We start from the raw sequence: 26,763 nt of genomic DNA, 5'->3' as shown, positions 1-26,763 counted from the left end.
CTCGTGTTAAGGCGTTTGCGTGGTGAGGGCCAGCGCATGAAGCTGGCCGCCCATGCGACCTTTAAGCGCGGCATAAACCATCTGGTGCTGCTGGACCCGGGTCTTGCCGGCGAAAGCGGCCGAAACCACCGTGGCGGCGTAATGGTCGCCGTCGCCGCGCAGGTCGTCGATACGGACCTGGGCGTCGGGCAGCGCTTCCTTGATCATCTTCTCGATCTCGCTGGCATCCATCGCCATCGTCAGAATCCCCGGTTTCTTTACAGTTCGCCGGCCATATAGCGCGGCATCCAGCCCTCATGGGCGGTTTTCAGCGCCTGGACCGATATGGTACCGAGCCCGGCAAAGGTCAACGCATCCCCGCCGGTCAGACCGAGCTTGCGCACCGGCACGCCGGCGGCCTCCAGGGCGGCGATCACGGCTTCCGCCTGTGCCGCCGGGCAGGTGACCACGTAGCGGGCCTGGTCCTCGCCGAAACCCATCTCGAAGGCATCGCCCTCGGGCAGCGTCACTGCGGCGCCGATCCCGGACGCCATGGCCATTTCGGCCAGAGCCACGGCCAGGCCGCCATCGGAGCAGTCATGCACGGCCGAAACCATGCCCTTGGTGATCAGCATGCGAACGGCATCGCCGTTTTTCTTTTCGGCCTGCAGGTCCACCGAAGGCGGCGGGCCGGCTTCCTGGCCGCAGATGTCGCGCAGGTAAACCGACTGGCCGAGATGGCCGTGGGTGTTGCCCACCAGCAAAATGGCTTCTCCCGGCAGCTTGAAGGCCAGCGTCGCCATCTGCGCCACGTCGTCGAGCACGCCGACGCCACCGATGGCCGGCGTCGGCAGGATGCCCTTGCCGTTGGTTTCGTTGTAGAGCGAGACGTTGCCCGAGACGACCGGATAATCCAGCGCCAGGCAGGCCTCGCGGATGCCATCCACGGCGCCGACGAACTGCCCCATGATCTCGGGCCGCTCGGGGTTGCCGAAATTCATGTTGTCGGTGATGGCCAGCGGCCGCGCGCCGACGGCGGTGATGTTGCGCCAGGTTTCGGCCACCGCCTGCTTGCCACCCTCGACCGGATCGGCGAAGCAGTAGCGCGGCGTGCAGTCCACGCTCATCGCCAGCGCCTTTTTCGGATGATCCTCCACGCGCACGACAGCGGCATCGCCGCCAGGAATCTGCGCCGTATCGCCGCGCACGAGATAATCGTACTGCTCCCAGATCCAGCGGCGCGAGCACATGTCGGGCGCGCCGATCAGCTTGCCCAGGGCTTCCACGAATGGCAGCGGATGGTTGACGCGGCCCAGCGGCTTCTGCGGCGGGGTCTTTACCCATGGCCTGTCGTATTCAGGCGAGGCCTGGGCCAGCGGATCGATGGGCAGGTCGCCGACCTGCTCGCCGTGGAAGCGCAGCACCATGCGGCCGGTATCGGTCAGATGCCCGATCACGGCGAAGTCGAGTTCCCACTTTCTGAAGATCGCCTCGGCCTGGGGTTCGCTGCCCGGCTTGAGGATGATCAGCATGCGCTCCTGGCTTTCGGAGAGCATGAATTCGAACGGCGTCATGCCGGTTTCGCGCGCGGGCACCTTGTCGAGGTCGATCTCGATGCCCATGCCGCCCTTCGAGGCCATCTCGAAGGACGACGAGGTCAGGCCGGCCGCGCCCATATCCTGGATCGCGACGATGGTGTCGGTGTTCATCAGCTCGAGGCAGGCCTCGATCAGCAGCTTTTCGGTGAAGGGATCGCCGACTTGTACTGTAGGGCGCTTCTCTTCACTGTCGTCGGTGAATTCGGCCGAGGCCATCGAGGCGCCGTGGATGCCATCGCGCCCGGTCTTGGAACCGACATAGACGACGGGATTGCCCAGGCCGGCGGCGGCCGAATAGAAAATCTTGTCGGTTTTGGCCAGACCCACGGTCATGGCGTTGACCAGGATGTTGCCGTTGTAGCTGGGGTGGAAATTCACCTCGCCGGCCACGGTGGGCACGCCGACGCAGTTGCCGTAGCCGCCGATGCCGTGCACCACGCCCGACACCAGATGGCGGGTCTTGGGATGGTCCGGCGCACCGAAACGCAAAGCATTGAGATTGGCGATCGGGCGCGCGCCCATGGTGAAGACGTCGCGCAGGATGCCGCCCACGCCGGTGGCCGCGCCCTGGTAGGGCTCGATGAAGGACGGATGGTTGTGGCTTTCCATCTTGAAGATGGCGGCCAGCCCGTCGCCGATATCGATCACGCCGGCATTCTCGCCCGGGCCCTGGATCACCCAGGGCGCTTTCGTCGGCAGGGTCTTGAGCCACTTCTTCGACGACTTGTAGGAGCAATGCTCCGACCACATCACCGAGAAGATGCCGAGTTCCACCTGGTTGGGCTCGCGGCCCATGATCTCCAGCACGCGGTCGTATTCGTCGCGCGTCAGGCCCATCAGGTCGTTGGGATACTGCACGGCCTTCTTAACGTCACTCACGACAGGCTCTCCGCGATGCTCTCGAACAGGCCCATGCCATCCAAGCCGCCGCAGACGGGGTCGGTGGCGTCTTCCGGATGCGGCATCAGGCCCAGCACGGTCTTCTTGGCGTTGTAGATGCCGGCAATGTTGCCGACCGATCCATTGAGATTGGTTTCCGGCGAAACGGTGCCGAGCGGATCGGCATAGCGGAAGGCGATCTGGTCGTTGTCTTCCAGCCGCTTCACGTCATCGGCGCCCAGCGTGTAGTTGCCGTCGTGATGGGCCACCGGCACGCGGATGGTCTGGCCCTTGCGGTACTTTTTAGTGAACTCGCTGGCCGTGGTCTCGACCCGCAGGTTCACGTCCTTGCAGATGAATTTCAGGCTGGCATTGGTCATCAGCGTGCCGGGCAGCAGGCCGGCCTCGCAGGCGATCTGGAAACCGTTGCACACCGCCAGCACGCGCACGCCGGCTTCGGCACGTTTCTTCACCTCGCGCATGATCGGCGAATGCGCCGCCATGGCGCCGCAGCGCAGGTAGTCGCCATAGGAAAAACCGCCAGGCAGCACGATCAGGTCGATGCCTTCGGGCAGAACGCTGTCGCCATGCCACACGTCAACCGGCGGCTTGCCGCCATTGACCTTGGTCAGCGCCAGACGCATGTCGCGCTCGCGGTTGGAACCGGGGAAGGTGATCAGGGCGGCTTTCATCTGGCGTCAACCCAGCAGTTCGACCGAGTAATTCTCGATCACCGTATTGGCCAGCAGCTTCTGCGCCATGTCCTTCACCGCCGCTTCGATTTCGGCCTTCGGCTTGGCGGCCAGCGCGCCGGTCAGTTCGAGTTCGATCAGCTTGCCCTGTCGCACCTCGGCGACATCGGCGAAGCCAAGGCTGTGCAGTGCCTGGCCAATCGCCTTGCCCTGGGGATCGAGCACGCCGTTCTTCAGGCTGACATGGACGCGGGCTTTCATGGAATTCTGTGTCCTTCTCAAAAACTGCGGCTCAAAAAGCTGCGGCGGCCTCTAGCAGGGCCGCCGCGGTATTCTCACGGCGCCTGTATCGCGCCTCTTACTGCATCGTGTCCGGACCCTTGATGTCGCGCGGGCCGCCTTCGGGCAGGATACCCAGGCGCCGCGCCACTTCCTGGTAGGCCTCGGCGACATTGCCGAGATCGCGGCGGAAGCGGTCCTTGTCCATCTTCTCGTTGGTCTTCAGGTCCCACAGGCGCGCCGAATCCGGGCTGATCTCGTCGGCCAGGATGATGCGCATCTCGTCATTCTGCCACCAGCGGCCGAATTCCAGCTTGAAATCGACCAGACGGATGCCGATGCCGAGGAACAGGCCCGACAGGAAGTCGTTGATGCGCAGCGCGAGATGCATGATCTCGTCGATTTCCTGCGGCGTGGCCCAGCCGAAGCAGGTGATATGTTCTTCCGAGACCAGCGGATCGCCCAGTTCGTCGTTCTTGTAATAGAACTCGACGATGGAGCGCGGCAGCGTGGTGCCTTCGGCAACACCAAGCCGGGTCGCCAGCGAACCGGCGGCGACATTGCGCACCACGGTCTCGAGCGGGATGATCTCGACTTCCTTGATCAGCTGCTCGCGCATGTTCAGGCGGCGCACGAAATGGGTCGGGATGCCGACCTCGCCCAAGCGCGTCATCAGGTATTCGGAGATGCGGTTGTTGAGCACCCCCTTGCCGGTGATGGTGCCCTTTTTCTTGTTGTTGAACGCGGTCGCGTCGTCCTTGAAATACTGTACCAGAGTGCCCGGCTCCGGCCCTTCGAACAGGACCTTCGCCTTGCCCTCATAGACCTGTCTGCGGCGCGTCATGGCACACCCGTGATCTGTTGGGGGAAGCGGGGGAATTTGCTCGGCCCTTGAATAGCGCAAGGGGATCGCTGCCGCAATCGGCCGGCGGCAGAATAGCGCCGGAAATTCCATCCGCTGGCTGGAGCGGAAAGGCGGTTTTCCGCCGCAAAATGCCGCAGCCGCCGACCCTTGCGGCACGCCCTCCCGCTCTCCTATATAACGGGCACGCCAGACCGCATGATAACGAGGCCCGGATGACCACCTTCGACGACCGCAAGGACGCCTTCGAGAAGAAGCATGCCCATGACGAGGAGCTCGCTTTCAAGGCGACTGCGCGGCGCAACAAGCTGCTGGGCCTGTGGGTAGCCGAGCAGATCGGCTTGACCGGCGACAAGGCCGAGGCCTATGCCAAGGAAGTGGTGGCGGCCGATTTCGAGGAAGCCGGCGACGCCGACGTGATCCGCAAGGTGCAGGGCGACCTGAAGGCCAAGAATATCGAGATTTCCGACCACCGCCTGCATGCCAAGCTGGCTGAGCTGCTGGAAGTCGCCAAGAAGCAGGTCGCCGGTTAATACCGGTTTTCCGATAAAAATTCAGCCGACCTGAACGGTCGCCATCATCCCGGCGGCCTGATGCTCCAGGATGTGGCAATGGAGCATCCATTCGCCCGGGTTGTCGGCCAACAGGGCCAGTTGTGCGGTCTCGCCGGGCTGCAGCAGCACGGTGTCGCGCCAAGGCCGGCCGGGCTGGTTCAGCACCCGGAAGACATGGCCGTGCAGATGCAGAGGATGCGGCCTGGACGTATCGTTGCTGACATCGAGAATATAACTTTTTCCTAGCTTTAGCCGGAAAAGCGGCTCGTGGCCGTGATGGCCGGCGTGATCCGTCATGGCCTGGCCGTTGAGGCTCCAGGCCATGCGGTGCTTCTGGAAGGCTTCGCGCATGTCGAGCACCGGCCCGCCATCGACACGCAGGGCATAGGGCACCCCCATGCCGCCACCGAGCACCAACGGCAGGCGTTCGGCCCTGGCAAGATCGGGTTCGGCGACGGGATTGGCTGCCAGCCGGGGGGCGCGGCCAGCAGCACCGGCCATCGGCGTCTCGCCATAGGCCAGGTCGGTCAGGCGATGCTCGCGGCCCTGAAAATCGCGGTCGAGCACGGGATAGCGCCGGCCGGGTTCGCCGGTCAGGTCGAGGATGAGGTCGGCGCGCATGCCGGGGCCCAGCGCGACACGGTCATTGGAGCGGAGCCTTTGCGGCGCATCGAGCGGATGCCCGTCCAGCGCCACCAGCCAGGGGGCATGGTCGGTGAAACGCAGGTCGAAAATGCGCGCATTGGCGGTGTTGACCAGACGCAGACGCAGGCGTTCGCCGGCCGTGACGGCATAGGGCTGGGCCAGTCGGCCATTGATCAGCGCGGTGTTGCCGAGCCGGCCGGCATGGGTGACATCCATGTAATTGCGGAAGTCACCGGTGATCTGCGCGCCGCGGTCAAGACGCAGATCGCTCAGGACCCAGGCGACATCGCGGTCCACCGCCGGTGGATCGGGTTCATCGACGATCAGCAGCCCATACAGGCCGCGGCCGACCTGTTCGGGATTGCCGGCATGGGGGTGATACCAGAAGGTGCCGGCATCGGCGCAGTCGAATTCGTAGACAAAACTTTCACCCGGCTGCACCGGCAGCTGGGTCAGGCCGGGCACGCCGTCCATTGCATGTGGCAGGCGGATGCCGTGCCAGTGGATCGTGGTGTCCTGCGGCAGGTTGTTCTGCAAGGCGACACGCAGACGCTCGCCCTGCCTTACGCGCAACAGCGGCCCGGGAAAACTGCCATTATAGCCCCAGAGCATCGTGCCCGGCTGTCCCGGCACAACAGGCAGAGTGACGGGCGCGGCGGTCAGACCATAACCGGCGGCCTGCGCGTTCCGCGGCAGGAGGATACTGCCGATCATCGCGGCGGCAGAAGCGGACAGGAATGTGCGGCGGGTGACGTTCACAACGTGCAATCTAGCACGCCGCGCGTTCCGGACGATGGGCGAGCCACAGGCCAAGCAGTAGAACGACCAGTCCGGCCAGTAACGGCAGCGTGAGCGGTTCGGCCAGAACCAGCGCACCGAACAGGCCGGCCGTCACCGGGCTTAAGCCCAAGAAGATCGTCACCCGCGTGGGCGAGGCATGGCGCAGGGCCCAGAGCCAGACGGCATAGAAGAGGCCGCTGGAGACGCCGATGAATAGCACGGCCGCCCAACCCTGCATGCTGTAGCCATTCCAGCCCGCGAACAGGCCCTCGGGGATGCTGAGCAGCAGCAGGAAGCCCACGCTGGCCAGCATGGCGAAGGCGCCGATGGGCAATGTGGGATAACGCTGCAGATAGGGCCGGTAGAGCACCGAGCAGACGGCGCCGCAAAGCGCGGCCAGCAAGACGGCAGCCTCGCCGAGCAGACCGGAACCGGGACTTGGGCCGGAAGCGGGATCGAACAGCTTCTCCCCCAGCGCCAGCGCCACGCCCAGCATGGTGAGCAGCACGCCGATGCTTTTGTTCAGCGTCAGCCGTTCGCGCCCGAGTAGCGCCGCAACGATCATGGTGAGCAGCGGAAAACTGGCGAATAGCAGGGCGGCACGCGCCGCCGGAATCAGCGACAGGCCGAAATTCAGCAACGCGATGAGCAACCCGAACTGAATGATGCCCAGTCCGGCGATGGGCAGGATATCACGCCGGGCGAAGCGCATCGGCTGCCTCTGCCACCACAGGACCGGCAACAGGCAGAGCGCGCCGATGGCATAACGAAACATCGCCAGCGTGGCCGGGCCGCTTTCGGCCACCACGAAGCGCGTGGCCACCATGGCGGCGCCGACCTGGATGCCGACGCTGGCGGCCGCCAGGATGGGCCAGTGAGGCTTCACAGTTTGAGGTCCCAGGTCTCGCCGATCAGGTCCACACCGAAGCTGCGATGCTTTTCGCTGGCAACCAGCCTGAAGCCGGCCTTTTCATAGATGCCGCGCGCCGCGGTGAGGATGCTGTTGGTCCATAGCGTGATCTTCTTGTAGCCCGCCTTGCGGGCGAAGCGGATGCATTCCGCCACCAGCGCCTTGCCGACGCCCAGGCCGCGCGCCTTCGGATCAATGATCAACAGCCGCAGCTTGGCGACCGTTTTGTTTTTCTTCACCAGGAACACCGAGCCGACCGGCTCGCCGTCCAGCTCGGCGATCCAGATGCGTTCGCAGGCCGGATCGAAAGTCTTCATGATGCCGACGGCGATTTCCGCCGCCATATCCTCGAAGCTGCGGTCCCAGCCATATTCCTGCGCATAGAGCCGACCATGGGCCTGGATCACCCAGCCGAGATCGCCCGGCTGCAATCCACGCAGGCGCCAGGACCGTTTCTGCGCGGGCGCCTGTGCCGGGGTACTGCCCAGCAGGCTTTCGATGGTGCCCATGGCGTCAGAGAGTCGCATGCGCTCGGCCGGCGACAACCGGGCCAACAGCGGTTCCAGCACACGATGAGAGGCCACTTCCAGCGGCGCCATGGTCCGGCGGCCTTTCGCCGTAAGTTGCAGCAGGCTCTGGCGCGCGTCCTCTTTCGTCGGCTTGCGGGTCACCAGGCCCTGTTTCGTAAATCGGCCCAGCATGCGGCTGAGATAACCGGCATCGAGGCCCAGGTCGCGCACCAGGTCGCTGGCGGTGACACGCTGGCGATGGGCCAGTTCGTAGAGCACGCGGGTCTCGGCCAGCGAGAAGGGGGCATAGAGCTTGCCGTCTTCCAGCACGCCGATCTTGTGCGTGTAGAAGCGGTTAAACTGCCGCATCCGCTCGACCTGCTGCGCCAGGACGGGCTGCTGTGTCAGAGCGGGCTGCGGCTTGGGGGCGGGACCGACCATGGCGTTTCCTCAGGAGATAGCCGCGCCAGTCTCGGCAGAATAGTTGACTGAGTCAAGTATATCGGAAAACCGCCGCCTCCAGCGCGGCCATGTCGGTGCCGGATGCAAACCCGGCCGCCGTGACGCCCTCGGCCGGACGATGATAAACCGCCACCACGCTGCCCGGCCCGCCGCCGCTATGGCCCTCTACATGCTGGCCGGCGCTGGCCTCGCCGCACATCAGGCCGAGACCATAACCCGGCGCCAGCCACGGCCGGTCCGTGACCGGCCCGCCCAGCCAATGGGGCTTTCGCATGGCATCAAGCAAATCGGGTGGCAGCAGGTTTCCGGTGAGCAGGCCGTGCAGCAGCCGCGTCGCTGCATCCAGCGGCCCGATCAGCAGGCCATGATAGACCCAGCCGGGATGGTAGCCGCCCACGATGCCCGGCAGGCCGGTTAGGTCGGCCCGGTCCTGCGCCAGCCGCACCCCGGCTATGCCCAGCGGCGCGAGCACCCGTTGCTCCAGCACCATCCCGAAGGGCTGCCCCGCGGCATGCGCCACGATCTGCGTCAGATGCCAGTAGCCGATGTTGGAGTAACCCCAGTCCTCGCCGGGCGGATAGCGCAGCCGGCCGGCATCGCAGCGCTGCAGCAGGTCGGATATGGGCCAGGGGTCTTCGCCGCGCTCCACCGCCGCGTGATACTCCGCCAGGCCGCCGTAATCGGGCAGGCCGGACCTGTGCTGAAGCAGATGCCGCAGCGTATAGGGCGTGTCAGGCTGAATATCGTCGAGATGAAGCAGGCCATCGCGCACCAACACGAGCGCAGTGGCGGCAATCGCAGTTTTGCCGAAACTCCACCACGGTACGACGGGCGATGGCACAACAGGCGATGCCGTCGGGACCGACGTCGTGCAGGTCAGAAACATGTCCATGCCGGCAGCATAGCTGCCCCGAATGCCCCCGTCAGGCCTGGAGCTGACTGAGGAACGTCTCGCGCCAGTGGGTGATGGTGTTGACGCGCAGCACGGCCATCATGGCCTCCCAGCGCGAGCGGCGCTCATCCAGCGGCATGGTCAGCGCGCGGTCCAGCGCCTCGGCCAGTGCTTCGGTATCGTAGGGATTGACGATCAGCGCACCCTGCATCTCGCGTGCCGCACCGGCGAAACGCGACAGGACCAGTACGCCGGGATCATCGGGATTCTGCGAGGCGACATATTCCTTGGCAACCAGATTCATGCCATCGCGCAGCGGAGTGACGAAGCCGACCCTGGCATGTCGGTAAAAACCAGCCAGGGTTTCGCGCGAGAAGGCCTTGTTGAGATAGCGCACCGGCACCCAGTCGAATTCGGCGAATTTGCCGTTGATCCGTCCGGTGAGACCATCGAGTTCGTTGCGCAGTTTGCGATACTGCGCCACTTCGCCGCGCGAAATGGGCGCAATCTGCATGAAGGTGACCTTGCCGCGATGCTGCGGCCAGGAACCGAGCAGATGATGGAACGCCTCGAAGCGCTGCGGGATACCCTTGGAATAATCCAGCCGGTCGACACCGATCACCAGACTGCGGCCGACCAGGCTCTCGCTCAGGCGTTGCGCCTCCACGCTGCCGGCGCCGGCCGCCGCCATGCGCATGAAATCGGCGGTATCGATGCCGATCGGAAACGCGCCGACGCGCAGTTTGCGGCCATAGGCGGAAATCTGGCCGCCTTCAGCCACGCTGCCCTGGGCTTCGTGCAGGATGTATTCGGTCAATGCGCGCACATCGCCCGCCGTCTGGAATCCGATCAGGTCGTAGGCGCAGAGATCGCGCATCAGCCGTTCATGGCCGGGCAAAGCGGCCAGGACTTCAGGTGCAGGGAACGGAATGTGCAGGAAAAAACCGATGCGGTTCTTCACGCCGCGCCGGCGCAGTTCGGCGGCCAGCGGAATGAAATGATAATCGTGAATCCAGACGACGTCGTCCGGCCGCAGCAGACGGACCAGTTCCTCGGCAAAGCGGGCATTAACCGCCAGATAACCTTCCCAGCTCGCACGGTTGAAATGGATCAGGCCGAGCCGGTAATGGCAGAGCGGCCAGAGCGTGGCATTGGCGAAGTCGAGGTAGAACTGGCGATGTTCGTCGGGCGTGAGATCCAGCACGGCATAATCGACGCGGCCCTGGCGCGCATGGCGCGGTTCCGCGACCGCCTGCTCGCTGACCTCGCCGCTCCAGCCGAACCAGAGGCCGCCCTGGGCCTGCAGGGCCTCGCGCAGAGCCACAGCGAGTCCGCCAGCGCGGCTGAGGCGTTCGCGTGGCATCGCCACGCGGTTGGAAACCACTACGAGCCGCGCCAAAACGCTTCCTCCCATGTCTTTGACAGCCGCATGGCGCAGACGATCAAGCCAACCATCGAATAAGTCTGCGGGAAATTTCCCCATAGCTCACCCGTTGCGGTATCGATGTCTTCCGACAGCAGGCCGAGGTGATTGCGCGAAGCCAGCAGGCTTTCGAAAATCTCGCGCGCTTCATCCCGTCGTCCCACGGCAGCCAGCGCATCGACATACCAGAACGTACAGATCGAAAAGGCATTATGCGGCGACCCGAAATCGTCCGGTGCCACATACCGCATCAGATGGTTGCCACGGCGCAGTTGGCGGCTGATCGCGTCCAGCGTCCCGAGAAAGCGAGGGTCGTCGGCGGCGACGAAACCGATTTCCTGCAACAGCAGCAGGGACGCATCGAGGTCGGCACCGTTAAAACTCTCGACGAAGCTGTTCAGTTCCGCGTTCCAGGCATGCTCCATGATCGCCTTGCGGATAACCTGGGCATGATCGGCCCAGTAGGTCGCCCGTTCGGCCAGCCCCAGGGCGCCGGCGATCTTGGACAGCCGGCGGCAGGCGGCCCAGCACATGGCCGCCGAATGGGTATGCACCCGGGCGCGACCGCGGAATTCCCACAACCCGGCATCGGGGGTGAGCGCCAGCGCCGCCGCCTTTTCGCCCAGCCGTTCGAGCTGTTCGAACAGGGCGACATCGCCGCGGCGCGGCAGCCGGCGGTCGAAGAACATCTGCGCCACCGCCAGCACGATGGAGCCGTAGGTGTCGTTCTGGCGCTGGGCGAAAGCGGCATTGCCGATCCGCACCGGCCCCATGCCGCGATAACCCTGCAGGGCCGGAACATTGCGTTCCTCCATGCTGCTTGATGGATTGAGCGCATAGACCGGCTGCAATTCGCCATCGGGGTTGAGCGCCACCACGGTGGTGATGTAGCGGAGGAAATCCTCCATCGTCTTCGTTGCGCCCAAACGGTTCAGCGCCTGCACGGTGAAATAGGCATCGCGCAGCCAGCAGAACCGGTAGTCCCAATTGCGCGGCGTATTGGCGGCCTCGGGCACCGATGTGGTGAGCGCGGCCAGGATGCCGCCGGTTTCCTCGGCCGCGCAGAGCTTCAGCGTGATGCCGGCGCGGATCACCGCTTCCTGCCATTCGAACGGCACCGACAGGTAGCGCGCCCATTCGACCCAGTATTCGATGGTGCGTTCCTGGAATTCGCGCGCCATGTGGGTGATCGAGGCCGTGAAGCTTTCATCGGGACCGAAGATCAGCGTCACCGGTCCGGTCAGTACGAATTCGCTTTCGGTATCGATATAGGCAATCGGCGCGTCGGTGGTGAGCCGCAGGGCGGCGCCTGGGGCGGTGAAGCGGATATGGTTGCTGCCGAGCGTGCGGCTGGGCTGGGTGGCGCCGTGGTCGAAAAGCGGGCGCAGGCGGATGCGTACCACCGGCGTGCCACCCAGCGGCTCGATGCGGCGGATCAGCATGGCCGGGCGATAGATGCGGTCATGCTGCTTGAAGCGCGGACAGAAATCGGTGATGCGGATACTGCCGCCCTGGTCGTCGCTGAGCGTGGTGACAAGGACGGCGGTGTTGTCGATATAGTGTTGCGCACTCTGTTTGAGGTCGCGCAGCTCGATGCTGAAGACGCCCTCATCGGCATGTTTTGGCTGCAGCAGGTCGCAGAAGACCGGATCGCCATCCAGACGTGGCGCACAATGCCATACGATGCGGCCTGTACGATCGATCAGCGCTGCCACCACGCAATTGCCGATCGTACCTAGATCGAGATTACTCTGGTTCGGCTTTTTGCGGTCCGTCATGCCGTGCGCTCCGCAAAAGCGGCAAGCCAGCCGCGCACGGCCTGTGCATCGGCAAAGCCTTGGCGTTCCGGCCATGAGCGGGCGAGCCCGCCCACCGGCAGCGCCAGGCCGCCCGCGCGTTCCACGGCGCGGAAACCATCCTCATCCGTGCGGTCGTCGCCGATGAAAACCGGCCGGCGGCCGGCGAAGGTCGGTTCGCGCAGGAACAGCTCCACGGCCGAGCCTTTCGACAGGGTGGCATCCTTTACCTCCCAGACATGCCGGCCCGGCATCAGCATCAGGCCGGCATGGCCTTCCAGGGCTTCGGCCAGCCGGGCGCCGAGCTGCGGGCCCAGCTCGGGCGCATGGCGGTAATGCACGGCGAGCGCATGGCTCTTGCGTTCGACCAGGATGCCGGGATGCAGGTCGGCCAAGCGGGCGATGCCGTGATGCAGGCTTTCGGGCAGCGGCAGGCCGGCGACAGGACGGACCTGCGCATGGGGCGTAGGACGCCATTCGCTGCCATGTTGGCCCGAGGCTGCGAGCCGCAGGGGATCGAAGAGCTGATCGACGCTGTCCAGCGCGCGGCCCGATACCAGGGCGAGCGCGCCATCGAGACGGTCGGCGGCAATGCGCAGATGCTCGCGCAGATCGGGCGGCACCACGACGCGATCAGGTGCATCGGCGATATCGAGCAGCGTGCCGTCGATATCGAGGAACAGCGCCCAGTCGGATCGCGGGAATGGCGGCAGGGCCGGCATAGCCCCACCGGAGGAAACAGAGTTGGTCATCAACAACGGCTCGCCCCCCCGGAAAAACCGGGTGATGGAAAAATATTTCTCGGATATCTGAGAATATTTAAGAGCCGAACGCCGAATTACAACCCCGGTTCCGCGCTTTGATACGGACGCAGCGGATCATCAGGAGAACATCCGCGCGTTATCAGGCCGTCTGCGGCTCCATCACCCCCGCGACCGTGTGCAGGAAATCGATCAGATATGGATTGACCCGGTCCGGCTGCGTGACCGGCGCCATGTGGGCCGCGCCGGCCAGATTTACATGACGCGCGGCCGGCAGCAGACGACACAATTCGGCAATCACGCCGCGCGCCGCCAGCGTGGTTTTGCTGCCGCAAAGCAGCAGCACCGGCATGGCCAGGGATTTCGGATCGACGACAATGCTCTCGCGTGCCTGCAGCAACTCGCGGAATTCGCTCGCCACCGTATTCATGCAGCCCGTGACATAAGCCTGCATGTGCTCGGGCATCGCCCGCAGGGCGCCGGGCCCGACCCAGTAATCGAGGAACGCGATGGCGGCGGTACGCGTATCGCCGCTTTCCACCAGTTCGATATGGCGCTGCGCCACCGATGCGATTTCACGCCAGGCATCGCGCTGGCCGCTGTTGCGCAGCAGGCTGAAAGCCACCGGCTCGTACATGGCCAGCGAGGCGATGCGGTGCGGCTGGCGGCCCGCCAGTTCCAGTGCCATGGCGCCGCCATAGGAATGCCCGACCAGATGTATGGGGCCATCCATCCGCTCAAGCAAGGCGGTCAGCAGGGCTATTTCCTCTTCCAGCGTGGGCCTGCCATGATCGGGCATCGGCGTTTCGCCATGGCCGATCAGATCGGGCGCGACAATATGCCAGCCAGGACCAAGCGCTGCGATCAGCGGTCGCCATTGCCGGTGCGAGGCCGCGCCGGAATGCAGCAGCATCAGGCGGGGTGCATCGGCATCGTCACAACCATTGTCGAACCAGGACAGGCGGCCCATGGCCGTTTCCAGCATCGGCATCGCAGCCACTCCTAGATCTTCAGGCCGGGGATCAGCGCCGGAACCCGGTGGCGATAATCGCGATAACGGCCGCCGAAGGTTGCGATCAGATCGCGTTCTTCATAGATGATGCCGACCACGATATAGGCGCTCATGCCAATGGCGAAGAGCAGATGGCCCACCGACATCTGCGGCGTGGCCCAGAAGATCACCAGCCAGCCGGTATAGATCGGATGTCGCATGTAGCGATAAAGCCAGGAGGTGCGGAATTCGTCCTGCGGCACCGGCAGGCCGCGCCACTGGCGGAAAGGCTGCGACAGGCCGAAGAGCTCGAAATGGTCGATCATGAAGGTGGCGGCGACCAGCAGCAGCCAGCCGAAGCCATAGAGCATCCAGATCAGCATGGCGGCGAAACTGTCGTGCACCTGCCAGATCATGGCCGGCAGCGGCTGCCAAAACGCGATCAGCACCGCCACCATGATTGACGTTGCCACCAGATAGACGGCGCGTTGCAGATACAAAGGCACCGTCGCCGACATCCACCGCTTGAAGCCGGGCCGCGCCATCACGCTGTGCTGCAGGCCGAACAATACGATCAGGCCGAGATCGATAGCGCCGGCGAGCCACGGCGACGATACAGGCCAGAGCGAGGCGTCGACATGAATGGGCAATCCCAGACCGGCACTGAGCGGGGCGGCGATGAACAGCGCCAGGGCCAGCGCGGCGATACCAAAACCGAGATAGGCAAACAGGGCAAACAACATTCCGGGCATGGTCGGACTCCTAGGATGTGGACAGAGACGAAAGGAAAGCGAGATAGTCGGTCGCGACGGCTTCCGGCATCTCGATCATCGGCAAATGGCCGCAGGGCAGCAGCAGCAGCGAGGCCCGCGTCAGATGATCGGCAAGCAATGCAGCGCCCGAGACATGCCAGATGCGGTCGTGCTCGCCCCAGACAATGCGGGTCGGCACCGTCATGCCGCTGACGCTGAGCTCCAGCGACGCGGTTTCGCGGGCAAAAGCGTCGAAGACGCTGCGATGGAAGTCCGCCTTGCCGAGTGCGCGTTCGGCCAATGCGCGCCCGACCGGCGCGGGAATGGACGGTGGATGCATCATCAGCCAGCTCAGATACACGGGATAATCCGTCATGCTGCGGATGAACAACGGATTGTCGCCACCCGCCTGCAGGTGTCGCAGCAGGTCGCTCGGCATGGCCGACAGGATTCCACTCGGGCCGGGCAGCCAGAGGCTGCGCACACGGTCGGGATGCGCGGCGGCATACAGCGCTATGACGCGCGCGCCCATGGAATTGCCACCGAGATGCAGCTTACGCAGCCCGAGCGCATCGACGATGGCCGCCAGGGCAGCAACCTGCCCCTGCAACCCAATATCATGGCCAGGCCAGCGTGCACTGTCGCCGAAGCCTGGCAGATCGATGGCGATCACGCGATGGCGAGGCGTGAGGAAGCGCGCGATACGGGTCCAGTTGTCCTTTTCGCCGCTGCTGCCATGCACCAGCAGGATCGGGGCGGCATCGGTGGTCGGGCCGCCCTCGAGGTAAGCGATGGTATGGCCCTGGACAAGAATCGTTTTCGCGGCCAGGCCGGCGCGTTTGCGTTCGACCGCCACGACAAGGTCGCGGAGCGGGGCTGCCGGCGCCAGGAACCAGGCGGCGGCGCCGACCAGAGACAGTGAGATCAGACAGAAGAGCAGAATGAGCATGATGCGGTGCATGGGTGGGATCGCCTTTGAACGGCGGCGAATATATCAACCTTATTGTTAATATCAATAGCATTGATATATTAGTCGGCCTGACACCGAAAACAGGCCGCTAGCCCTCTGGAATCATTGGTGTATGCTGCGCAGACGCATCCGCCCGATGATTGGACTCCGCCCATGACGGCCGCCAAAAAATCTCCTGCTCCACGCATTCCGGTCCCGCGCCGGGACATCCTCGATTCGCTGCGCGGATCGGTGGACGAGACCATTTCGCTGTTTTATCTGGGCTACCGCGCCGGCGTTGCCGGGCCGGGCCGCGTACTCGACAAGCTGGGCTTCGGACGGCCGCACCACCGCATCCTCTATGTGGTGGCGCGCCAACCCGGCATTGCCATCGGCAGCCTGATCGAGATGCTGGCGGTTTCCCGCCAGGCTCTGCACAGGCCGCTGCGCGATCTGGTCGCGCAGGGATATGTCGCGCAGAAAGCGGCGCCGACCAATCGCCGGCTCGCGTTGCTGACGCTGACGCCCAAGGGCGCGGCGCTGGAAAGCAAGCTGACGGACCTGCAATACCAGGCCTTTGCCAAGGCCTTTGCCGCGACCGGGCCGGAAGCCGAGCAACACTGGAAAGCCGTGATGCGCGCGCTCGCCGACCAGGTGCGGCCCGCCTTTACGGTATAGGCGGCGGCCTCAGCCGGTATTTACACGGCACGATCACGCCGCCGCCCGGCCCGCTTCAGCCAGCATACGATAACGTTGGGCGATAGGGCTGGCCGGCTTCAGGAACAGCCGCTCCGCACTCAGGGCCTGCACGAGGCCAAGATCACCATCGCGCTTGGCGGCCTCGATCAGGGTGAGATCGAACAGGTCACGCTGGGCATGGCTGCCGCCGAAACGGCTGGCGATATAGCGCAACGGCCGCAGACGCTGCACCGTGTCGGCATAATGCCCGCCCTGGAAGGACAGCAGGGCCTGCGACAGCGGCAGACCGATCTGTGCCGCCATGGCAGCATTGTCGCCCCGTTTGTCGGCGGCAGCACGCCGCAGCGTGGTCATCTGCTGCTCGATCAGGTCGCGCCGGCCGGCGCCGATGAAACTGATCAGCGCATGAGCGTCGTTGAAGCTGTAGATGCCATCCTGTACCAAACCCGACCAGGCCTCGGCCAGTTCACCCCAGCGTTTCATGCCGACATCCAGGCCGCGCAGATAAAGCCGCCACAGCATGGCCGAGGCATCGATCATGTCGAGCACAACGGTCGACTGGCCGCCGCGGATATGGCGGTCATACAGCGCCAGAACCTCGTCATGCTCGTCGCGGTCCAGATGGAACAGCGCGAGATGCCACCAGTTATGCACGGCCATCATGTTGTCTTCGGCCCAGTGCGGGATGCGGTCGCGCGACCAGCGGATGCCATCCTCAACACGACCCTGCATTTCCATCACATGGGCCACGGCGTGATGGGCCCAGGCATCGCGCGGCTCCAGTGCGCAGGCCTCGCGGCCAGCAGCCTCGGCATGGGCATAATCGCCGCTTTCCTCCAGGCCGAAGGCCAGCATGCCCTGCACCGCGTGCCAGCCGGGGCGCCGGGCATCCCAGGCCGGCAGCACACGCAGCACGCGGTCGCGCAGGTTGCGCGACAGGCCGCGATAGAAATCGAACAGATGCCCCATCTGCAGGGCCAGTAGGTCGCGCGGATGATCGAGCAGAATGTCGTCGAAGCGTTCGCCGGCATCGTCGAAGCGGCCATCGGCCAGCGCCTCGGCGGCGGCGACATGCAGCTTTTCGCGTTCGGTGCGGGCATGCCGCCGCGCCAGTCCGATGCTGTCGCGCGCCGGAGCCAGTCCGGCCGCCTCGGTGCCGCTGAGATAGAGATGGGCGCGCATGGCATGGGCCATGGCGAAGTCGGGTTGCTGGGCGATCACAGTCTCGATCGCCTCCACCGGGTTGCCGCGATAGCAGTTGAACTGGGCCAGCGCCTCTTCATAGCCCCCCCCAGGGCCTCGGCCGTGGCCCCGCTGCAGACCTGGCCGTGAGTATCCTTCATCATCGTGTCCGTCTCCGACTGTGTTTCAAACTGACCAGTCGGTATAAATAAGAGTTTTTCCATTCGTCAAGGTATATGTGGCCTGTCGGACTGCAACCGGGGGAATCAATCATTTATTTGAATTTATTGGTGCTTTATCAGTTTTACATGGGAAAATGGGTTGTTACTCACCGTCTTGTGAAACCGACCGGACGGTTTATATTGAGTGTTTTAGAGGAGTTCCAATGGCCCGCGACGGCACGGCGACCCGCACAGCGATCATGGATGCCGCCCAGGCGCTGATCCTGGAAAGCGGTTTCGCCGCCACCTCGGTGGATGCAGTGATCACCCGCGCCGGCATCACCAAGGGCAGCTTCTTCTACCATTTCAAGACCAAGGCCGACCTGGCGCTTGCGCTGGTGCAGCGCGACGCCGCCCACGATCTGGCGATGCTGGACGCCAACATGAACCGGGCCGAAGGCTTGAGCCGCGATCCGCTGCAGCAGGTGCTGATCTGCATGGGCCTGTATGAGGAAGAGCTGGACAAGCTGACGGCGCCCTATCCCGGCTGCCTCTACGCCTCGTTCATCTACGAGTCGCAGCTTTTCGACGAGAACACCCTGGCGGTGACGCGTGGGGTGTTCGACGATTGGACTGCACGCATCATGGGAAAACTGGAAGAGGCGATGAAGTTTTACCGTCCGCGCCTGCCGGTCGACCTGAAAAGCCTTGCCGAGATGAGCCTGGTGCAGGCCGAGGGCGCCTATATCCTCTCGAAGGTTCAACGCGACCCCAAGGCTGTGGCAGCCCAGTTCCGGCATTACCGCAACTACCTGGAACTGCTGTTCGCACCTGCCGATATAAATAGCGGGAGTGTGAAACCGGCCCGGCTGGACGCGGACGCAACGCCCGCCTAGGCTCCTGCCCATGGCAGGGGGCGGTCGATTCGAGGACATCTACAGCCGGACCAAACTGGCCTCCGGCCTAGTACTGTTCACCTTCCTGCTCACCCATCTGACCAACCATGCCCTGGGCGTGATCTCGCTGTCGGCCATGGAAGGCGGCTCGATACTCTTCAACCTGCTGTGGCGCAGCTGGCCGGGCAGCATCCTGCTCTACGGAGCCGTGCTGCTGCATCCGATGCTCGCGCTCTACAACTGGCTGCGGCGTGGCCATTACCGCGGCATTCCCTGGCAGGGCTGGGTACAGATCTCCCTCGGCCTTCTGGTGCCGCCGCTGGCGGTGGACCACGTGATCGGCACGCGGGCGATGAATGCCGCCTTCGACCTCAACGATTCATACGCCTATGTGCTGATGGTGCTGTTCGTGCAGGAACCGCAGATCGGCCTGCGCCAGAATCTGCTGATTTTGATCGCCTGGGGCCATGGCTGCATCGGCGTCTATTACTGGCTTCGGCTGAAACCCGCCTTCGAGCGGGCCTGGCCCTTCCTCTATGCCATCGCGTTGCTGCTGCCGATGCTGGCCATCCTGGGGTTCGTGTCGGGCGGTCGCTCGGTGATGCTGTTGATGCAGCGCGAGGAATGGCTGGACGCTTTCCGCGCCGGCCTGAACTGGCCCGGACCCGCCGGCCAGGATTTCGGCTTCCGCGCCATCGAGCTTGCCTATGGCGTGATGATCGTGCTGCTCGCGGCAGCCCTGATCGGCCGCGGCCTTTCGGCCCTGCTGCAGCGCCGTCGCGGCAGCATCACCATTCAATATCCCGATGGCCGGCGCTATCGCGGCCAGTCCGGCGCCTTGAACGTGCTGGAGGCCAGCCGCGCCATCGGCTATCCCCATGCCGCCGTCTGCGGCGGCCAGGGTCGTTGCTCCACCTGCCGCGTGCGGGTGAGCGGCGAAGGCCTCGCGATGCTGCCGTTGCCCGACGCCGCCGAGCAGCGTGTGCTGGAACGAATTGGGGCGCCGCCCGGCGTGCGCCTGGCCTGCCAGATCCGGCCCGAGGCGGATATCTCGATCACGCCTTTGCTGCCGGCCGGCGTGCCGGCAAAAGTAGTCTATGGCACCGCGAGCCATGCCCAGGGCGCCGAGCGGCGCATCGCCATCCTGTTTGCAGACCTGCGCGGCTTCACCAAACTGTCGGAGAGCAAGCTGCCCTACGATGTGGTGTTCGTGCTGAACCAGTATTTCAAGGCAATGGGCGAAGCGGTGGAAGGCGCCGGCGGGCGGCTCGACAAGTTCATCGGCGATGGAGTGATGGCCTTGTTTGGCATTGAGGAAGGGCCCGAGGAAGGCTGCCGTCGCGCGCTGGATGCAGCGCAGCGCATGGCGTCCGGCCTGCAGCGGCTGAACGAGGCACTGAAGATGGACCTGGACCAGATGCTGAAACTGGGCATTGGCATCCATTGCGGCCCCGCCATCGTGGGCGAGATGGGCCATGGCAGCGCCATGCACCTCACGGCTGTGGGCGATGCGGTCAACACCGCCAGCCGGCTGGAAAGCGCCACCAAGGATTTCGGCGCCGAACTGGTGATCTCGGCCGAGGTGGCCGAACGCGCCGGGCCGGCCGCGATGGCGGCCCTGTCCTGGCAGCAGGAAACCGTGCATCTGCGCGGCAAGTCCGAACCACTGGCCGTGCTGGTGGCGCAGAAGATCCTCGCCTTGCAGCCGGCGGAATGATCGCGGCTTGACCTCCGTCAATACCGGCGGCTGACCCGACGGCTAGATTGCCGTTAAAATACCGCGACCGTCGCCAGTTCGGAGTCTGCCATGCCCAATACCGTCACGCTGACCGACCGCGATCGCGCCCTGCTGCGCCAGCTGCGGCGCCGTCGTGCCAGCCACCGGCATGCACCGCCGGGTGAGGAACGCAGCCTAGGCCAGGTCATCGCCGATACCGTGGCCCGCGCCGTCGGCTCCTGGCGCTTCATCCTGATTCAGACCGGACTGCTCATCGCCTGGATCATCGGCAACGCGATGACTGGCGGAAATGCCTGGGACCCGTTCCCCTTCATCCTGCTGAACCTGCTGCTCTCGTTTCAGGCCGCCTATACTGCGCCGATCATCATGATGAGCCAGAACCGCCTGTCGGAAATCGACCGGCGCCATGCCGAGGATGATTACCAGGTGAATGTGAAGGCAGAGCTGGAGATCGAATTGCTGCACCAGAAGATCGATCTGCTGCGCGAACAGGAAATCCTCGCGCTGACCAGGGCCGTGAACGCCCTGGCGGATAAGATCGACGGCAAGGGCGCCTGAAGCGATGCTGAAGCTGAAGCGCGTCGCTATCGATACCCATCGCGAAAGCATCGCCTATCTCAGCCGAGCCTGCCCGCTTTATCGCGCCGAGGAATTCCAGGCCCTGGGCAAGATCGAGGTGAAGACCGACGGCCATTGCATCCCCGCCACGCTGAACATCGTCGACGATCCCGGCCTGCTGGCACCCGACGAACTGGGCCTTTCCGAGGAGGCCTTCCGCCTGTTCGCCCGGCATGAGGGCACGACGGTGAGCATCGAGCATCCGCGTCCCGTCGAGAGCCTGGAGGCGGTCCGCGCCAAGATCCAGGGCCGCGTGCTGAGTGAGGCCGAATATCACGCGGTGATCCGCGATGTTGCCGCTTTGCGTTATTCCAAGATGGAGATCGCCGCCTTCCTGGTCGGCTGTGCCAGCTTCATGACGGCCGACGAAGTGCTAAGCCTGACGCGGGCCATGGCCAATGTGGGTCATCGCCTGGAATGGGACCACAAGATGGTGGTCGACAAGCATTGCATCGGCGGTATCCCGGGCAACCGTACCTCGATGATCGTGGTACCTATCGTGATGGCCCATGGCCTGACCATTCCAAAAACCTCGTCGCGTGCCATTACTTCGCCAGCCGGCACCGCCGATACCATGGAGGTGCTGGCCCGCGTTGATATCGGCACCGACGAGATGCGCGCCATTGTCGAGAAGATCGGCGGTTGCCTGGTCTGGGGCGGCCGCGTCAATCTCTCACCCGCCGACGATGTGCTGATTACCGTGGAGCGCCCGCTGCGTATCGACACGCGCGAGCAGATGGTGGCCTCGATCCTTTCCAAGAAGCTGACCGCCGGTTCGCGTTATCTGGTACTCGACATTCCGGTCGGCCCCACGGCGAAGGTGCGCAGCCATGAGGATGCCGTGCGGCTGCGCAAGCTGTTCCAGTATGTTGCCGGCGCGCTGGACCTGCCGATCGAGGTCGTGATCACCGATGGCCGCGAGCCGATCGGCAACGGCATCGGCCCAATGCTGGAGGCGCGCGACGTGATGGCGGTTCTGCGCAACGAGAAGAATGCCCCGCAGGATCTGCGCGAACGCTCCATCCTGCTGGCCGGCACGCTGATCGAGGCGGATGCCGGCATCACCGGCGGCCAGGGCCTGCGTCGTGCCCGCGAACTGCTGGATTCCGGCGCGGCGCTGAAGGCCATGGAACGCATCATCGAGGCCCAGGGCCCGAGCGGCCTGAGCATCGCGCCCAGCCCGACCGGCTATGAAGTGCTGGCGCCGAAGGATGGTATGGTGACGGGCATCGACTGCCTGCGCATTGCACGGATCGCCCGCATGGCCGGCGCGCCGGCCTTCAAGGGTGCCGGCGTGGACCTGCTGAAGAAAACCGGGGGCGCCGTGCGCAAGGGCGAGCCGCTCTATCGCATCCATGCCGCCCTGCCAGCTGATCTGGGTTTCGCCGCCGACCTGGCCGCGCAGGATAGCGGCTTCGTCGTCAATGGCAGTCCGGCATAATCAGGGAAGAGTTCCATCATGTCCGCCACGCTGAGTTTCCATGGCGCCGCCGGCGTCGTCACTGGTTCCTGCTATCGCCTGCAGCTGGGCAATCGCAGTATCCTGGTCGATTGCGGCATGTTCCAGGGCGACAAGACCCTGAAGGAACTGAATTACAGTGCCTGGCCCTTCGACCCGCGCCAGATCGATGCCGTGCTGCTGACCCATGCCCATATCGACCATAGCGGCCTGATCCCGAAACTGGTGAAGGCCGGCTTCGCCGGCCCGATCATGACCACCGAGGGCAGCGCCGATCTGCTGCGTTTCATGCTGCCCGATTCCGGCGGCATCCAGGAGATGGAGGTCGAGCGGCTGAACCGGCGCAACCAGCGGCGCGGACGCGGCATCGTGCAGCCGATCTATACCGAGCAGGACGCCGTCGACAGCCTGAAGCAGATCGCCAAGCGCGATTTCGAGACCTGGTTTGAGGTGATTCCGGGCATCGAGGCGCGGTTGTGGAATGCCGGCCATATCCTTGGTGCGGCCTCAATCGAATTGAAAGTCGCCAATGGAGAGCGCGAGCCGCTGCGGCTACTGTTTTCCGGCGATATCGGGCCGGAACACAAGGCGCTGCAGCATGCCGCCGAGGGGCCGCATGACCTGGACGTGGTGGTGATGGAAGCCACCTATGGCGGCCGGCCACGACCCAAACTCGACGCCGCCGGACGCCGGGCCGCGCTGGCGGCGGAGGTGAACGAGGCGCTGGCCCAGGGCGGCAACCTCGTGATCCCGGCTTTTGCTGTGGAACGCACCCAGGAATTGCTGGCCGACCTGACCAAGCTGATGCATGACGGCACGATCCGGCGCGTGCCGGTTTTCGTCGATTCACCGCTGGCACTCAATGTCACCGACGTGTTCGCCAAATACCTGCACCGCGAGAATGGCGTGCATGCGCCGACCGCGCAGCCCTTCGAGGGCGGCAACCTGCGCTTCACCAAAAGCGTGCAGGAAAGCATGCAGATCGAACAGGTGACCGGCGGAGCTATCATCATCGCTGCCAGCGGCATGTGCGAGGCCGGCCGCATCCGCCATCACCTGAAGAACAATCTCTGGCGACCCAATGCCACGGTGCTGCTGATCGGCTATATGGCGCCGGGCACGCTGGGTTATCTGCTGGAACAGGGCGAGAAGGCGGTGCGCATCCAGGGCGACGAGCTGGAGGTGCGGGCACGCATCCGCAAGCTGGAAATCTATTCCGGCCATGCCGACCATGACGAACTGCTGGACTGGCTGAAGGACCGCCTGCCGATCCGACGCGGCCTGATGCTGACCCATGGCGAGCCCGATGCCGTGGGCGCACTACGCGCCGCCATCGCGCTATGGGACAAGAACACGCTGCCCCACGGGATCCAGCCGCAGGTCTACGCGCCGCGGCTGGACGAGTTCTACGCCCTGAACCACCCGCATCCCAAGCTGCTGAAGACGCCGCAGGTGAAGAAGCGGCTGGATCGTTATGCCGAGGCCGAGGCGCTGTCGGGCCATGACTGGCATAACGACTATGCGCGCCTGATGCTGCAGGTGCAGGCCGAGCTGCGCAATGCTGAAAGCGATGCCGAACGCCGCCGCCTGCTGAAGAAGATGCAGCGCGTGCTGGGGCGGGGATAGGCCTCAGGCGGCTTGCCCGTCGTCCTTCCGCGCCGCCTTGTAGACCTCCATCGCCGCCACCAGCAAAAACGCCGGCAGGGCGAGCAACGCGCCATGCAGCAGCGACACGTCTTCCAGCCGCAGCATCGGGCCGATGCCGGGCAGGGAAGCGGCGGCGAATTGCAGGCCCTGGGCGGCGATCACGCTGAGGATCAGCAGCCAGTTGCCCGACAGCGGCACGCGGAACAGCGAACGTCGCTCCGAACGGCAGTTCAGCACATGGGCATTCTCGAACCAGACGATCAGCCACAACGTGAGCCCCTGGGCGACCACCAGCGGAACATGCCGGCCCTGCAGCAGCCAGGCATAGAAAGCGAAGCTGGCCACGCCGATCACCGCGCCGGACAGCGCCACCTGCTCGATCATGCGGCGGTCGAAGATGCGGCTGTGCTTCGGGCGCGGCCGGCGCTGCAGCAGGCCGGGCTCGGGCTTTTCGAAAGCCAGCGCCACATCCTGGATGCCGTTGGTGACGAGATTGAGCCACAGCAATTGCACGGCCGAGAGCGGCGGCGGCAGGCCGGTCAGGCTGGCCAGCAGCATGAGCAGAATCTCGGCAGCGCCCGTCGAGATGCAGAGCAGGATCACTTTGCGCAGGTTGTCGTAAGCCGCGCGACCTTCCTCGATGCCGGCAACGATGGAGGCGAAATTGTCGTCGACCAGGATCAGGTCGGCCGCCTCACGCGCCACATCGGTGCCGCCGCGCCCCATGGCCACACCGATATCGGCGGCTTTCAGGGCCGGGGCGTCATTGACGCCGTCGCCGGTGACCGCCACCACATGGCCCTGGCGGCGCAGACTTTCGACGATGGCGAGCTTCTGCAGCGGTTCGGTACGGGCAAAGACAAGCGCACGCGCCACGGCCGCATCGAAAGCCGCCTGGTCGCCGCCCAGTTTCTGCAGTTCCGCGCCGGTGATCAGCTGTGCCTCGCCGGCCGCGCCTTCGGCGGCGAGGTCAAGCTGGCGCGCGATGGCCAGTGCCGTGAGCGGGTGATCGCCGGTGACCATGGCGACACGGATGCCGGCGGCCTGCGCAGCACGCACTGAAAGCCGCGCCTCCTGGCGTAATGGATCAATCAGGCCGGCAAAACCGAGCAACATCAAGCCATCGAGCGATTCCGCCTCAGGCGCGGTGACCGCGCCGGCCGCCACGGCGATGACGCGGTAGCCATCGGCGGCGAGCGAGCGCACGGCGCGTTCGGCCGCCGCGCGCCGTTCCGGCTCCCAGGCTTGAGCGCCGCAGAGATCGAGCAGGGTTTCCGGCGCGCCCTTCACATAGGCCACCAGCGTGTCGCCATCGGCATGGAAATCGGCGGCATACCGCCGCGCCGGTTCATAGGCGATGCGGCCGCGATGATCCACCGCATCCATGGCCGCATTGTAGTCGAAGCGCAAGGCAAGGCGCAGGAAGGCCAGATCGACGGCATCGCCGATCTCATCGCCGGTGTGATCGACCGCACCGCCATGGGATTCAGAACAGCGCGCGGCCGCCAGTGCCAGTTGCCGCACGCGGGCATCCTGCGGCGGCATACGGCCGTCATTTTCCGTCAAATCGGGCAGCCAGACGGTTTCGATGGTCAGACGATTCACGGTAAGCGTGCCGGTCTTGTCGGTGGCGATCATGGTGCAGGCACCCAGACCTTCCACGGCGGGCAGGTGCCGCACCACCACGCTCCTCTGGCCCATGCGGTGCACGCTAATGGACAGCGCCACCGTCATCGCGACCGGCAGGCCCTCGGGGATGGCCGATACCGCGAGGGCCACCGCCAGCAGGAATATCTCGGCCATGCCGGCGCCGCGCAGGATTTCCAGCCCGGCGATCAGGGCAATCAGCACCAGCGCGGCGATGGCGATCTGACGGGTGAATACCTCCATGCGGCGCACCAGCGGCGGTGCCGCACCGGCCACCTGCAGGGCCAGTGCCAGCCGCCCGATTTCGCTATGGCGTCCAGTGGCGGCCACCACGGCGCGGGCCCGTCCGCTCTGCACCATCGAGCCGGCGAACAACATGCCGTGCCGATCGCCCAGCGGCGCATCCGCTGCGCTGACATGGCTGGCATCTTTTGCCACCGCCATCGACTCGCCGGTGAGCAGGCTTTCGTCGGCCTCCAGCGCATCGGCCTCGATCAGGCGCAGGTCGGCCGGGATCTTCACGCCGCTTTCCAATTCGACCACATCGCCGGGCACCAAAAGCTCGGTGTCGAGCGAGACCAGCACGCCATCGCGCCAGACCGGTACATGGCCGCGCACCAGGGATTTCAGCGCGCGGGCGCGCGTTTCGGCCTGCCATTCCTGCCAGAATCCGATGCTGCCGTTGAGCAGCAGCACGATGGCGATGAAGCCCGCATCGGCCAGATGATCAAGCAGCAGGCTGACGCCTGCGGCGGCCAGGAGAAGATAGATGAAAGGCGAACGGAACTGGTGCAGGGCGACGCCCAGCATGGTGCGGGCACGGGCCTCGGGCAGCCGGTTGAAGCCGTGCCGGTGCAGCCGCGCGATCGCCTCCGCCCCGCTCAGGCCCTCGCGGATGCTCAGCAGCCGCGCCAGCGCGGCATCGGACGACAGGCTGTGGATGGGATCATGGGCTGGCGGGAGCGGCGTCATGGCGGCATCCTGCCATGACCCGCGGCGCCTT

24 protein-coding genes are annotated in these 26,763 nt (G+C 65.0%); 7 read left to right on the top strand and 17 right to left on the bottom strand.

What is annotated here, in order from left to right; genetic code table 11:
* Nucleotides 1–6: 6 nt before the first annotated feature.
* The 5 genes from ACK4FJ_RS07050 to purC all read right to left on the bottom strand — a co-directional run bounded on the left by ACK4FJ_RS07050 (nucleotide 7) and on the right by purC (nucleotide 4,271).
* Nucleotides 7–237 carry a BolA family protein gene (locus ACK4FJ_RS07050; RefSeq protein WP_409745404.1) on the bottom strand — a complete coding sequence of 77 codons (231 nt, stop codon included), beginning with the start codon at nucleotides 235–237 and terminating at the stop codon, nucleotides 7–9.
* A 20-nt stretch (nucleotides 238–257) separates the two neighbouring features.
* The gene (gene purL, locus ACK4FJ_RS07045; RefSeq protein WP_409765525.1) at nucleotides 258–2,414 is read right to left on the bottom strand and encodes a phosphoribosylformylglycinamidine synthase subunit PurL; all 2,157 of its coding nucleotides are present in this window, start codon (nucleotides 2,412–2,414) and stop codon (nucleotides 258–260) included.
* Nucleotides 2,415–2,452: 38 nt separating this feature from the next.
* A complete protein-coding gene (purQ, locus tag ACK4FJ_RS07040; RefSeq protein WP_409765141.1) occupies nucleotides 2,453–3,148 on the bottom strand; it encodes a phosphoribosylformylglycinamidine synthase subunit PurQ in 696 nt (231 codons plus the stop codon).
* Between the two features lie 6 nt (nucleotides 3,149–3,154).
* Complete coding sequence (gene purS / locus ACK4FJ_RS07035; protein WP_409765140.1) at nucleotides 3,155–3,409, bottom strand: phosphoribosylformylglycinamidine synthase subunit PurS; 255 nt, start codon at nucleotides 3,407–3,409, stop codon at nucleotides 3,155–3,157.
* A 97-nt stretch (nucleotides 3,410–3,506) separates the two neighbouring features.
* Complete coding sequence (gene purC / locus ACK4FJ_RS07030; protein WP_300299832.1) at nucleotides 3,507–4,271, bottom strand: phosphoribosylaminoimidazolesuccinocarboxamide synthase; 765 nt, start codon at nucleotides 4,269–4,271, stop codon at nucleotides 3,507–3,509.
* A 233-nt stretch (nucleotides 4,272–4,504) separates the two neighbouring features.
* Here purC and ACK4FJ_RS07025 point away from each other — a divergent pair, with 233 nt between their 5' ends.
* Nucleotides 4,505–4,822 carry a DUF1476 domain-containing protein gene (locus tag ACK4FJ_RS07025; protein WP_409765139.1) on the top strand — a complete coding sequence of 106 codons (318 nt, stop codon included), beginning with the start codon at nucleotides 4,505–4,507 and terminating at the stop codon, nucleotides 4,820–4,822.
* 21 nt (nucleotides 4,823–4,843) lie between these two features.
* On the opposite strand, the gene ACK4FJ_RS07020 is transcribed toward ACK4FJ_RS07025, so the two are convergent.
* From ACK4FJ_RS07020 to ACK4FJ_RS06975, 10 genes are all read right to left on the bottom strand, one after another.
* On the bottom strand, nucleotides 4,844–6,247 hold the full coding sequence (locus ACK4FJ_RS07020; protein ID WP_409765138.1) for a multicopper oxidase family protein: 1,404 nt from the start codon (nucleotides 6,245–6,247) through the stop codon (nucleotides 4,844–4,846).
* Nucleotides 6,248–6,257: 10 nt separating this feature from the next.
* Nucleotides 6,258–7,154 (bottom strand): DMT family transporter, encoded by an 897-nt coding sequence (locus tag ACK4FJ_RS07015; RefSeq protein ID WP_409765137.1) that lies wholly within the window; start codon nucleotides 7,152–7,154, stop codon nucleotides 6,258–6,260.
* Nucleotides 7,151–8,128, bottom strand: coding sequence for a GNAT family N-acetyltransferase (locus tag ACK4FJ_RS07010; protein WP_409765136.1), 978 nt, complete (start codon nucleotides 8,126–8,128; stop codon nucleotides 7,151–7,153). The genes ACK4FJ_RS07015 and ACK4FJ_RS07010 overlap by 4 nt, the downstream gene beginning before the upstream one ends.
* A 52-nt stretch (nucleotides 8,129–8,180) precedes the next feature.
* Nucleotides 8,181–9,041: a serine hydrolase domain-containing protein gene (locus ACK4FJ_RS07005; protein ID WP_409765135.1), complete on the bottom strand. Its 861-nt coding sequence runs from the start codon at nucleotides 9,039–9,041 to the stop codon at nucleotides 8,181–8,183.
* A gap of 31 nt (nucleotides 9,042–9,072) precedes the next feature.
* Entirely contained in the window at nucleotides 9,073–10,440 is a 1,368-nt protein-coding gene (gene otsA / locus ACK4FJ_RS07000; protein WP_409765134.1) for an alpha,alpha-trehalose-phosphate synthase (UDP-forming), read from the bottom strand.
* Nucleotides 10,425–12,242 carry a glycoside hydrolase family 15 protein gene (locus ACK4FJ_RS06995; protein ID WP_409765133.1) on the bottom strand — a complete coding sequence of 606 codons (1,818 nt, stop codon included), beginning with the start codon at nucleotides 12,240–12,242 and terminating at the stop codon, nucleotides 10,425–10,427. The genes otsA and ACK4FJ_RS06995 overlap by 16 nt, the downstream gene beginning before the upstream one ends.
* The gene (gene otsB, locus ACK4FJ_RS06990; RefSeq protein ID WP_409765132.1) at nucleotides 12,239–13,012 is read right to left on the bottom strand and encodes a trehalose-phosphatase; all 774 of its coding nucleotides are present in this window, start codon (nucleotides 13,010–13,012) and stop codon (nucleotides 12,239–12,241) included. Before otsB ends, ACK4FJ_RS06995 begins: the two co-directional genes overlap by 4 nt.
* A 151-nt stretch (nucleotides 13,013–13,163) precedes the next feature.
* Entirely contained in the window at nucleotides 13,164–14,012 is an 849-nt protein-coding gene (locus ACK4FJ_RS06985; protein WP_409765131.1) for an alpha/beta fold hydrolase, read from the bottom strand.
* Nucleotides 14,013–14,023: 11 nt separating this feature from the next.
* A complete protein-coding gene (locus tag ACK4FJ_RS06980; RefSeq protein ID WP_409765130.1) occupies nucleotides 14,024–14,764 on the bottom strand; it encodes a methyltransferase family protein in 741 nt (246 codons plus the stop codon).
* Nucleotides 14,765–14,774: 10 nt separating this feature from the next.
* Entirely contained in the window at nucleotides 14,775–15,713 is a 939-nt protein-coding gene (locus ACK4FJ_RS06975; protein WP_409765129.1) for an alpha/beta fold hydrolase, read from the bottom strand.
* Between the two features lie 174 nt (nucleotides 15,714–15,887).
* Between ACK4FJ_RS06975 and ACK4FJ_RS06970 the strand changes: the two genes are divergently transcribed.
* Nucleotides 15,888–16,391, top strand: a complete 504-nt coding sequence (locus ACK4FJ_RS06970; RefSeq protein ID WP_409765128.1) for a MarR family winged helix-turn-helix transcriptional regulator — start codon at nucleotides 15,888–15,890, stop codon at nucleotides 16,389–16,391.
* 33 nt (nucleotides 16,392–16,424) lie between these two features.
* Here ACK4FJ_RS06970 and ACK4FJ_RS06965 read toward each other — a convergent pair whose 3' ends face one another.
* On the bottom strand, nucleotides 16,425–17,651 hold the full coding sequence (locus tag ACK4FJ_RS06965) for a tetratricopeptide repeat protein (RefSeq protein WP_409765127.1): 1,227 nt from the start codon (nucleotides 17,649–17,651) through the stop codon (nucleotides 16,425–16,427).
* A 328-nt stretch (nucleotides 17,652–17,979) separates the two neighbouring features.
* On the opposite strand from ACK4FJ_RS06965, the gene ACK4FJ_RS06960 reads away from it, so the two are divergent.
* From ACK4FJ_RS06960 to ACK4FJ_RS06940, 5 genes are all read left to right on the top strand, one after another.
* Complete coding sequence (locus tag ACK4FJ_RS06960) at nucleotides 17,980–18,651, top strand: TetR/AcrR family transcriptional regulator (protein ID WP_409765126.1); 672 nt, start codon at nucleotides 17,980–17,982, stop codon at nucleotides 18,649–18,651.
* Between the two features lie 10 nt (nucleotides 18,652–18,661).
* A complete protein-coding gene (locus ACK4FJ_RS06955) occupies nucleotides 18,662–20,368 on the top strand; it encodes an adenylate/guanylate cyclase domain-containing protein (RefSeq protein ID WP_409765125.1) in 1,707 nt (568 codons plus the stop codon).
* A gap of 90 nt (nucleotides 20,369–20,458) precedes the next feature.
* A complete protein-coding gene (locus ACK4FJ_RS06950) occupies nucleotides 20,459–20,947 on the top strand; it encodes a DUF1003 domain-containing protein (protein ID WP_409765124.1) in 489 nt (162 codons plus the stop codon).
* Between the two features lie 4 nt (nucleotides 20,948–20,951).
* Nucleotides 20,952–22,448: a thymidine phosphorylase family protein gene (locus ACK4FJ_RS06945; protein WP_409765123.1), complete on the top strand. Its 1,497-nt coding sequence runs from the start codon at nucleotides 20,952–20,954 to the stop codon at nucleotides 22,446–22,448.
* An 18-nt stretch (nucleotides 22,449–22,466) separates the two neighbouring features.
* Nucleotides 22,467–24,092, top strand: coding sequence for an MBL fold metallo-hydrolase (locus ACK4FJ_RS06940; RefSeq protein WP_409765122.1), 1,626 nt, complete (start codon nucleotides 22,467–22,469; stop codon nucleotides 24,090–24,092).
* A gap of 3 nt (nucleotides 24,093–24,095) precedes the next feature.
* Here ACK4FJ_RS06940 and ACK4FJ_RS06935 read toward each other — a convergent pair whose 3' ends face one another.
* Nucleotides 24,096–26,732 (bottom strand): cation-translocating P-type ATPase, encoded by a 2,637-nt coding sequence (locus ACK4FJ_RS06935; protein WP_409765121.1) that lies wholly within the window; start codon nucleotides 26,730–26,732, stop codon nucleotides 24,096–24,098.
* Nucleotides 26,733–26,763 lie beyond the last annotated feature (31 nt).

It is taken from the genome of Ferrovibrio sp. (genome assembly GCF_046297595.1).
In the GTDB taxonomy this organism is placed as follows: Bacteria; Pseudomonadota; Alphaproteobacteria; order Ferrovibrionales; family Ferrovibrionaceae; genus Ferrovibrio.
Note: the sequence above shows the minus strand (reverse complement) of the source record. Positions and strands in the feature narration are given on the sequence as shown.

What these genes read in the sequence shown, in the direction of transcription:
- ACK4FJ_RS06985 (WP_409765131.1), bottom strand. Translation starts at nt 14,012, where the DNA reads ATGCCGATGCTGGAAACGGCCATGGGCCGCCTGTCCTGGTTCGACAAT.
- purS (WP_409765140.1), bottom strand. Translation starts at nt 3,409, where the DNA reads ATGAAAGCCCGCGTCCATGTCAGCCTGAAGAACGGCGTGCTCGATCCC.
- ACK4FJ_RS07050 (WP_409745404.1), bottom strand. Translation starts at nt 237, where the DNA reads ATGGCGATGGATGCCAGCGAGATCGAGAAGATGATCAAGGAAGCGCTG.
- otsB (WP_409765132.1), bottom strand. Translation starts at nt 13,012, where the DNA reads ATGACCAACTCTGTTTCCTCCGGTGGGGCTATGCCGGCCCTGCCGCCA.
- ACK4FJ_RS06945 (WP_409765123.1), top strand. Translation starts at nt 20,952, where the DNA reads ATGCTGAAGCTGAAGCGCGTCGCTATCGATACCCATCGCGAAAGCATC.
- ACK4FJ_RS07025 (WP_409765139.1), top strand. Translation starts at nt 4,505, where the DNA reads ATGACCACCTTCGACGACCGCAAGGACGCCTTCGAGAAGAAGCATGCC.
- ACK4FJ_RS06940 (WP_409765122.1), top strand. Translation starts at nt 22,467, where the DNA reads ATGTCCGCCACGCTGAGTTTCCATGGCGCCGCCGGCGTCGTCACTGGT.
- ACK4FJ_RS07010 (WP_409765136.1), bottom strand. Translation starts at nt 8,128, where the DNA reads ATGGTCGGTCCCGCCCCCAAGCCGCAGCCCGCTCTGACACAGCAGCCC.
- ACK4FJ_RS06950 (WP_409765124.1), top strand. Translation starts at nt 20,459, where the DNA reads ATGCCCAATACCGTCACGCTGACCGACCGCGATCGCGCCCTGCTGCGC.
- purL (WP_409765525.1), bottom strand. Translation starts at nt 2,414, where the DNA reads ATGGGCCTGACGCGCGACGAATACGACCGCGTGCTGGAGATCATGGGC.
- ACK4FJ_RS06970 (WP_409765128.1), top strand. Translation starts at nt 15,888, where the DNA reads ATGACGGCCGCCAAAAAATCTCCTGCTCCACGCATTCCGGTCCCGCGC.
- purC (WP_300299832.1), bottom strand. Translation starts at nt 4,271, where the DNA reads ATGACGCGCCGCAGACAGGTCTATGAGGGCAAGGCGAAGGTCCTGTTC.
- ACK4FJ_RS07005 (WP_409765135.1), bottom strand. Translation starts at nt 9,041, where the DNA reads ATGGACATGTTTCTGACCTGCACGACGTCGGTCCCGACGGCATCGCCT.
- ACK4FJ_RS06995 (WP_409765133.1), bottom strand. Translation starts at nt 12,242, where the DNA reads ATGACGGACCGCAAAAAGCCGAACCAGAGTAATCTCGATCTAGGTACG.
- ACK4FJ_RS06955 (WP_409765125.1), top strand. Translation starts at nt 18,662, where the DNA reads ATGGCAGGGGGCGGTCGATTCGAGGACATCTACAGCCGGACCAAACTG.
- ACK4FJ_RS06960 (WP_409765126.1), top strand. Translation starts at nt 17,980, where the DNA reads ATGGCCCGCGACGGCACGGCGACCCGCACAGCGATCATGGATGCCGCC.
- purQ (WP_409765141.1), bottom strand. Translation starts at nt 3,148, where the DNA reads ATGAAAGCCGCCCTGATCACCTTCCCCGGTTCCAACCGCGAGCGCGAC.
- ACK4FJ_RS06980 (WP_409765130.1), bottom strand. Translation starts at nt 14,764, where the DNA reads ATGCCCGGAATGTTGTTTGCCCTGTTTGCCTATCTCGGTTTTGGTATC.
- ACK4FJ_RS06935 (WP_409765121.1), bottom strand. Translation starts at nt 26,732, where the DNA reads ATGACGCCGCTCCCGCCAGCCCATGATCCCATCCACAGCCTGTCGTCC.
- ACK4FJ_RS06975 (WP_409765129.1), bottom strand. Translation starts at nt 15,713, where the DNA reads ATGCTCATTCTGCTCTTCTGTCTGATCTCACTGTCTCTGGTCGGCGCC.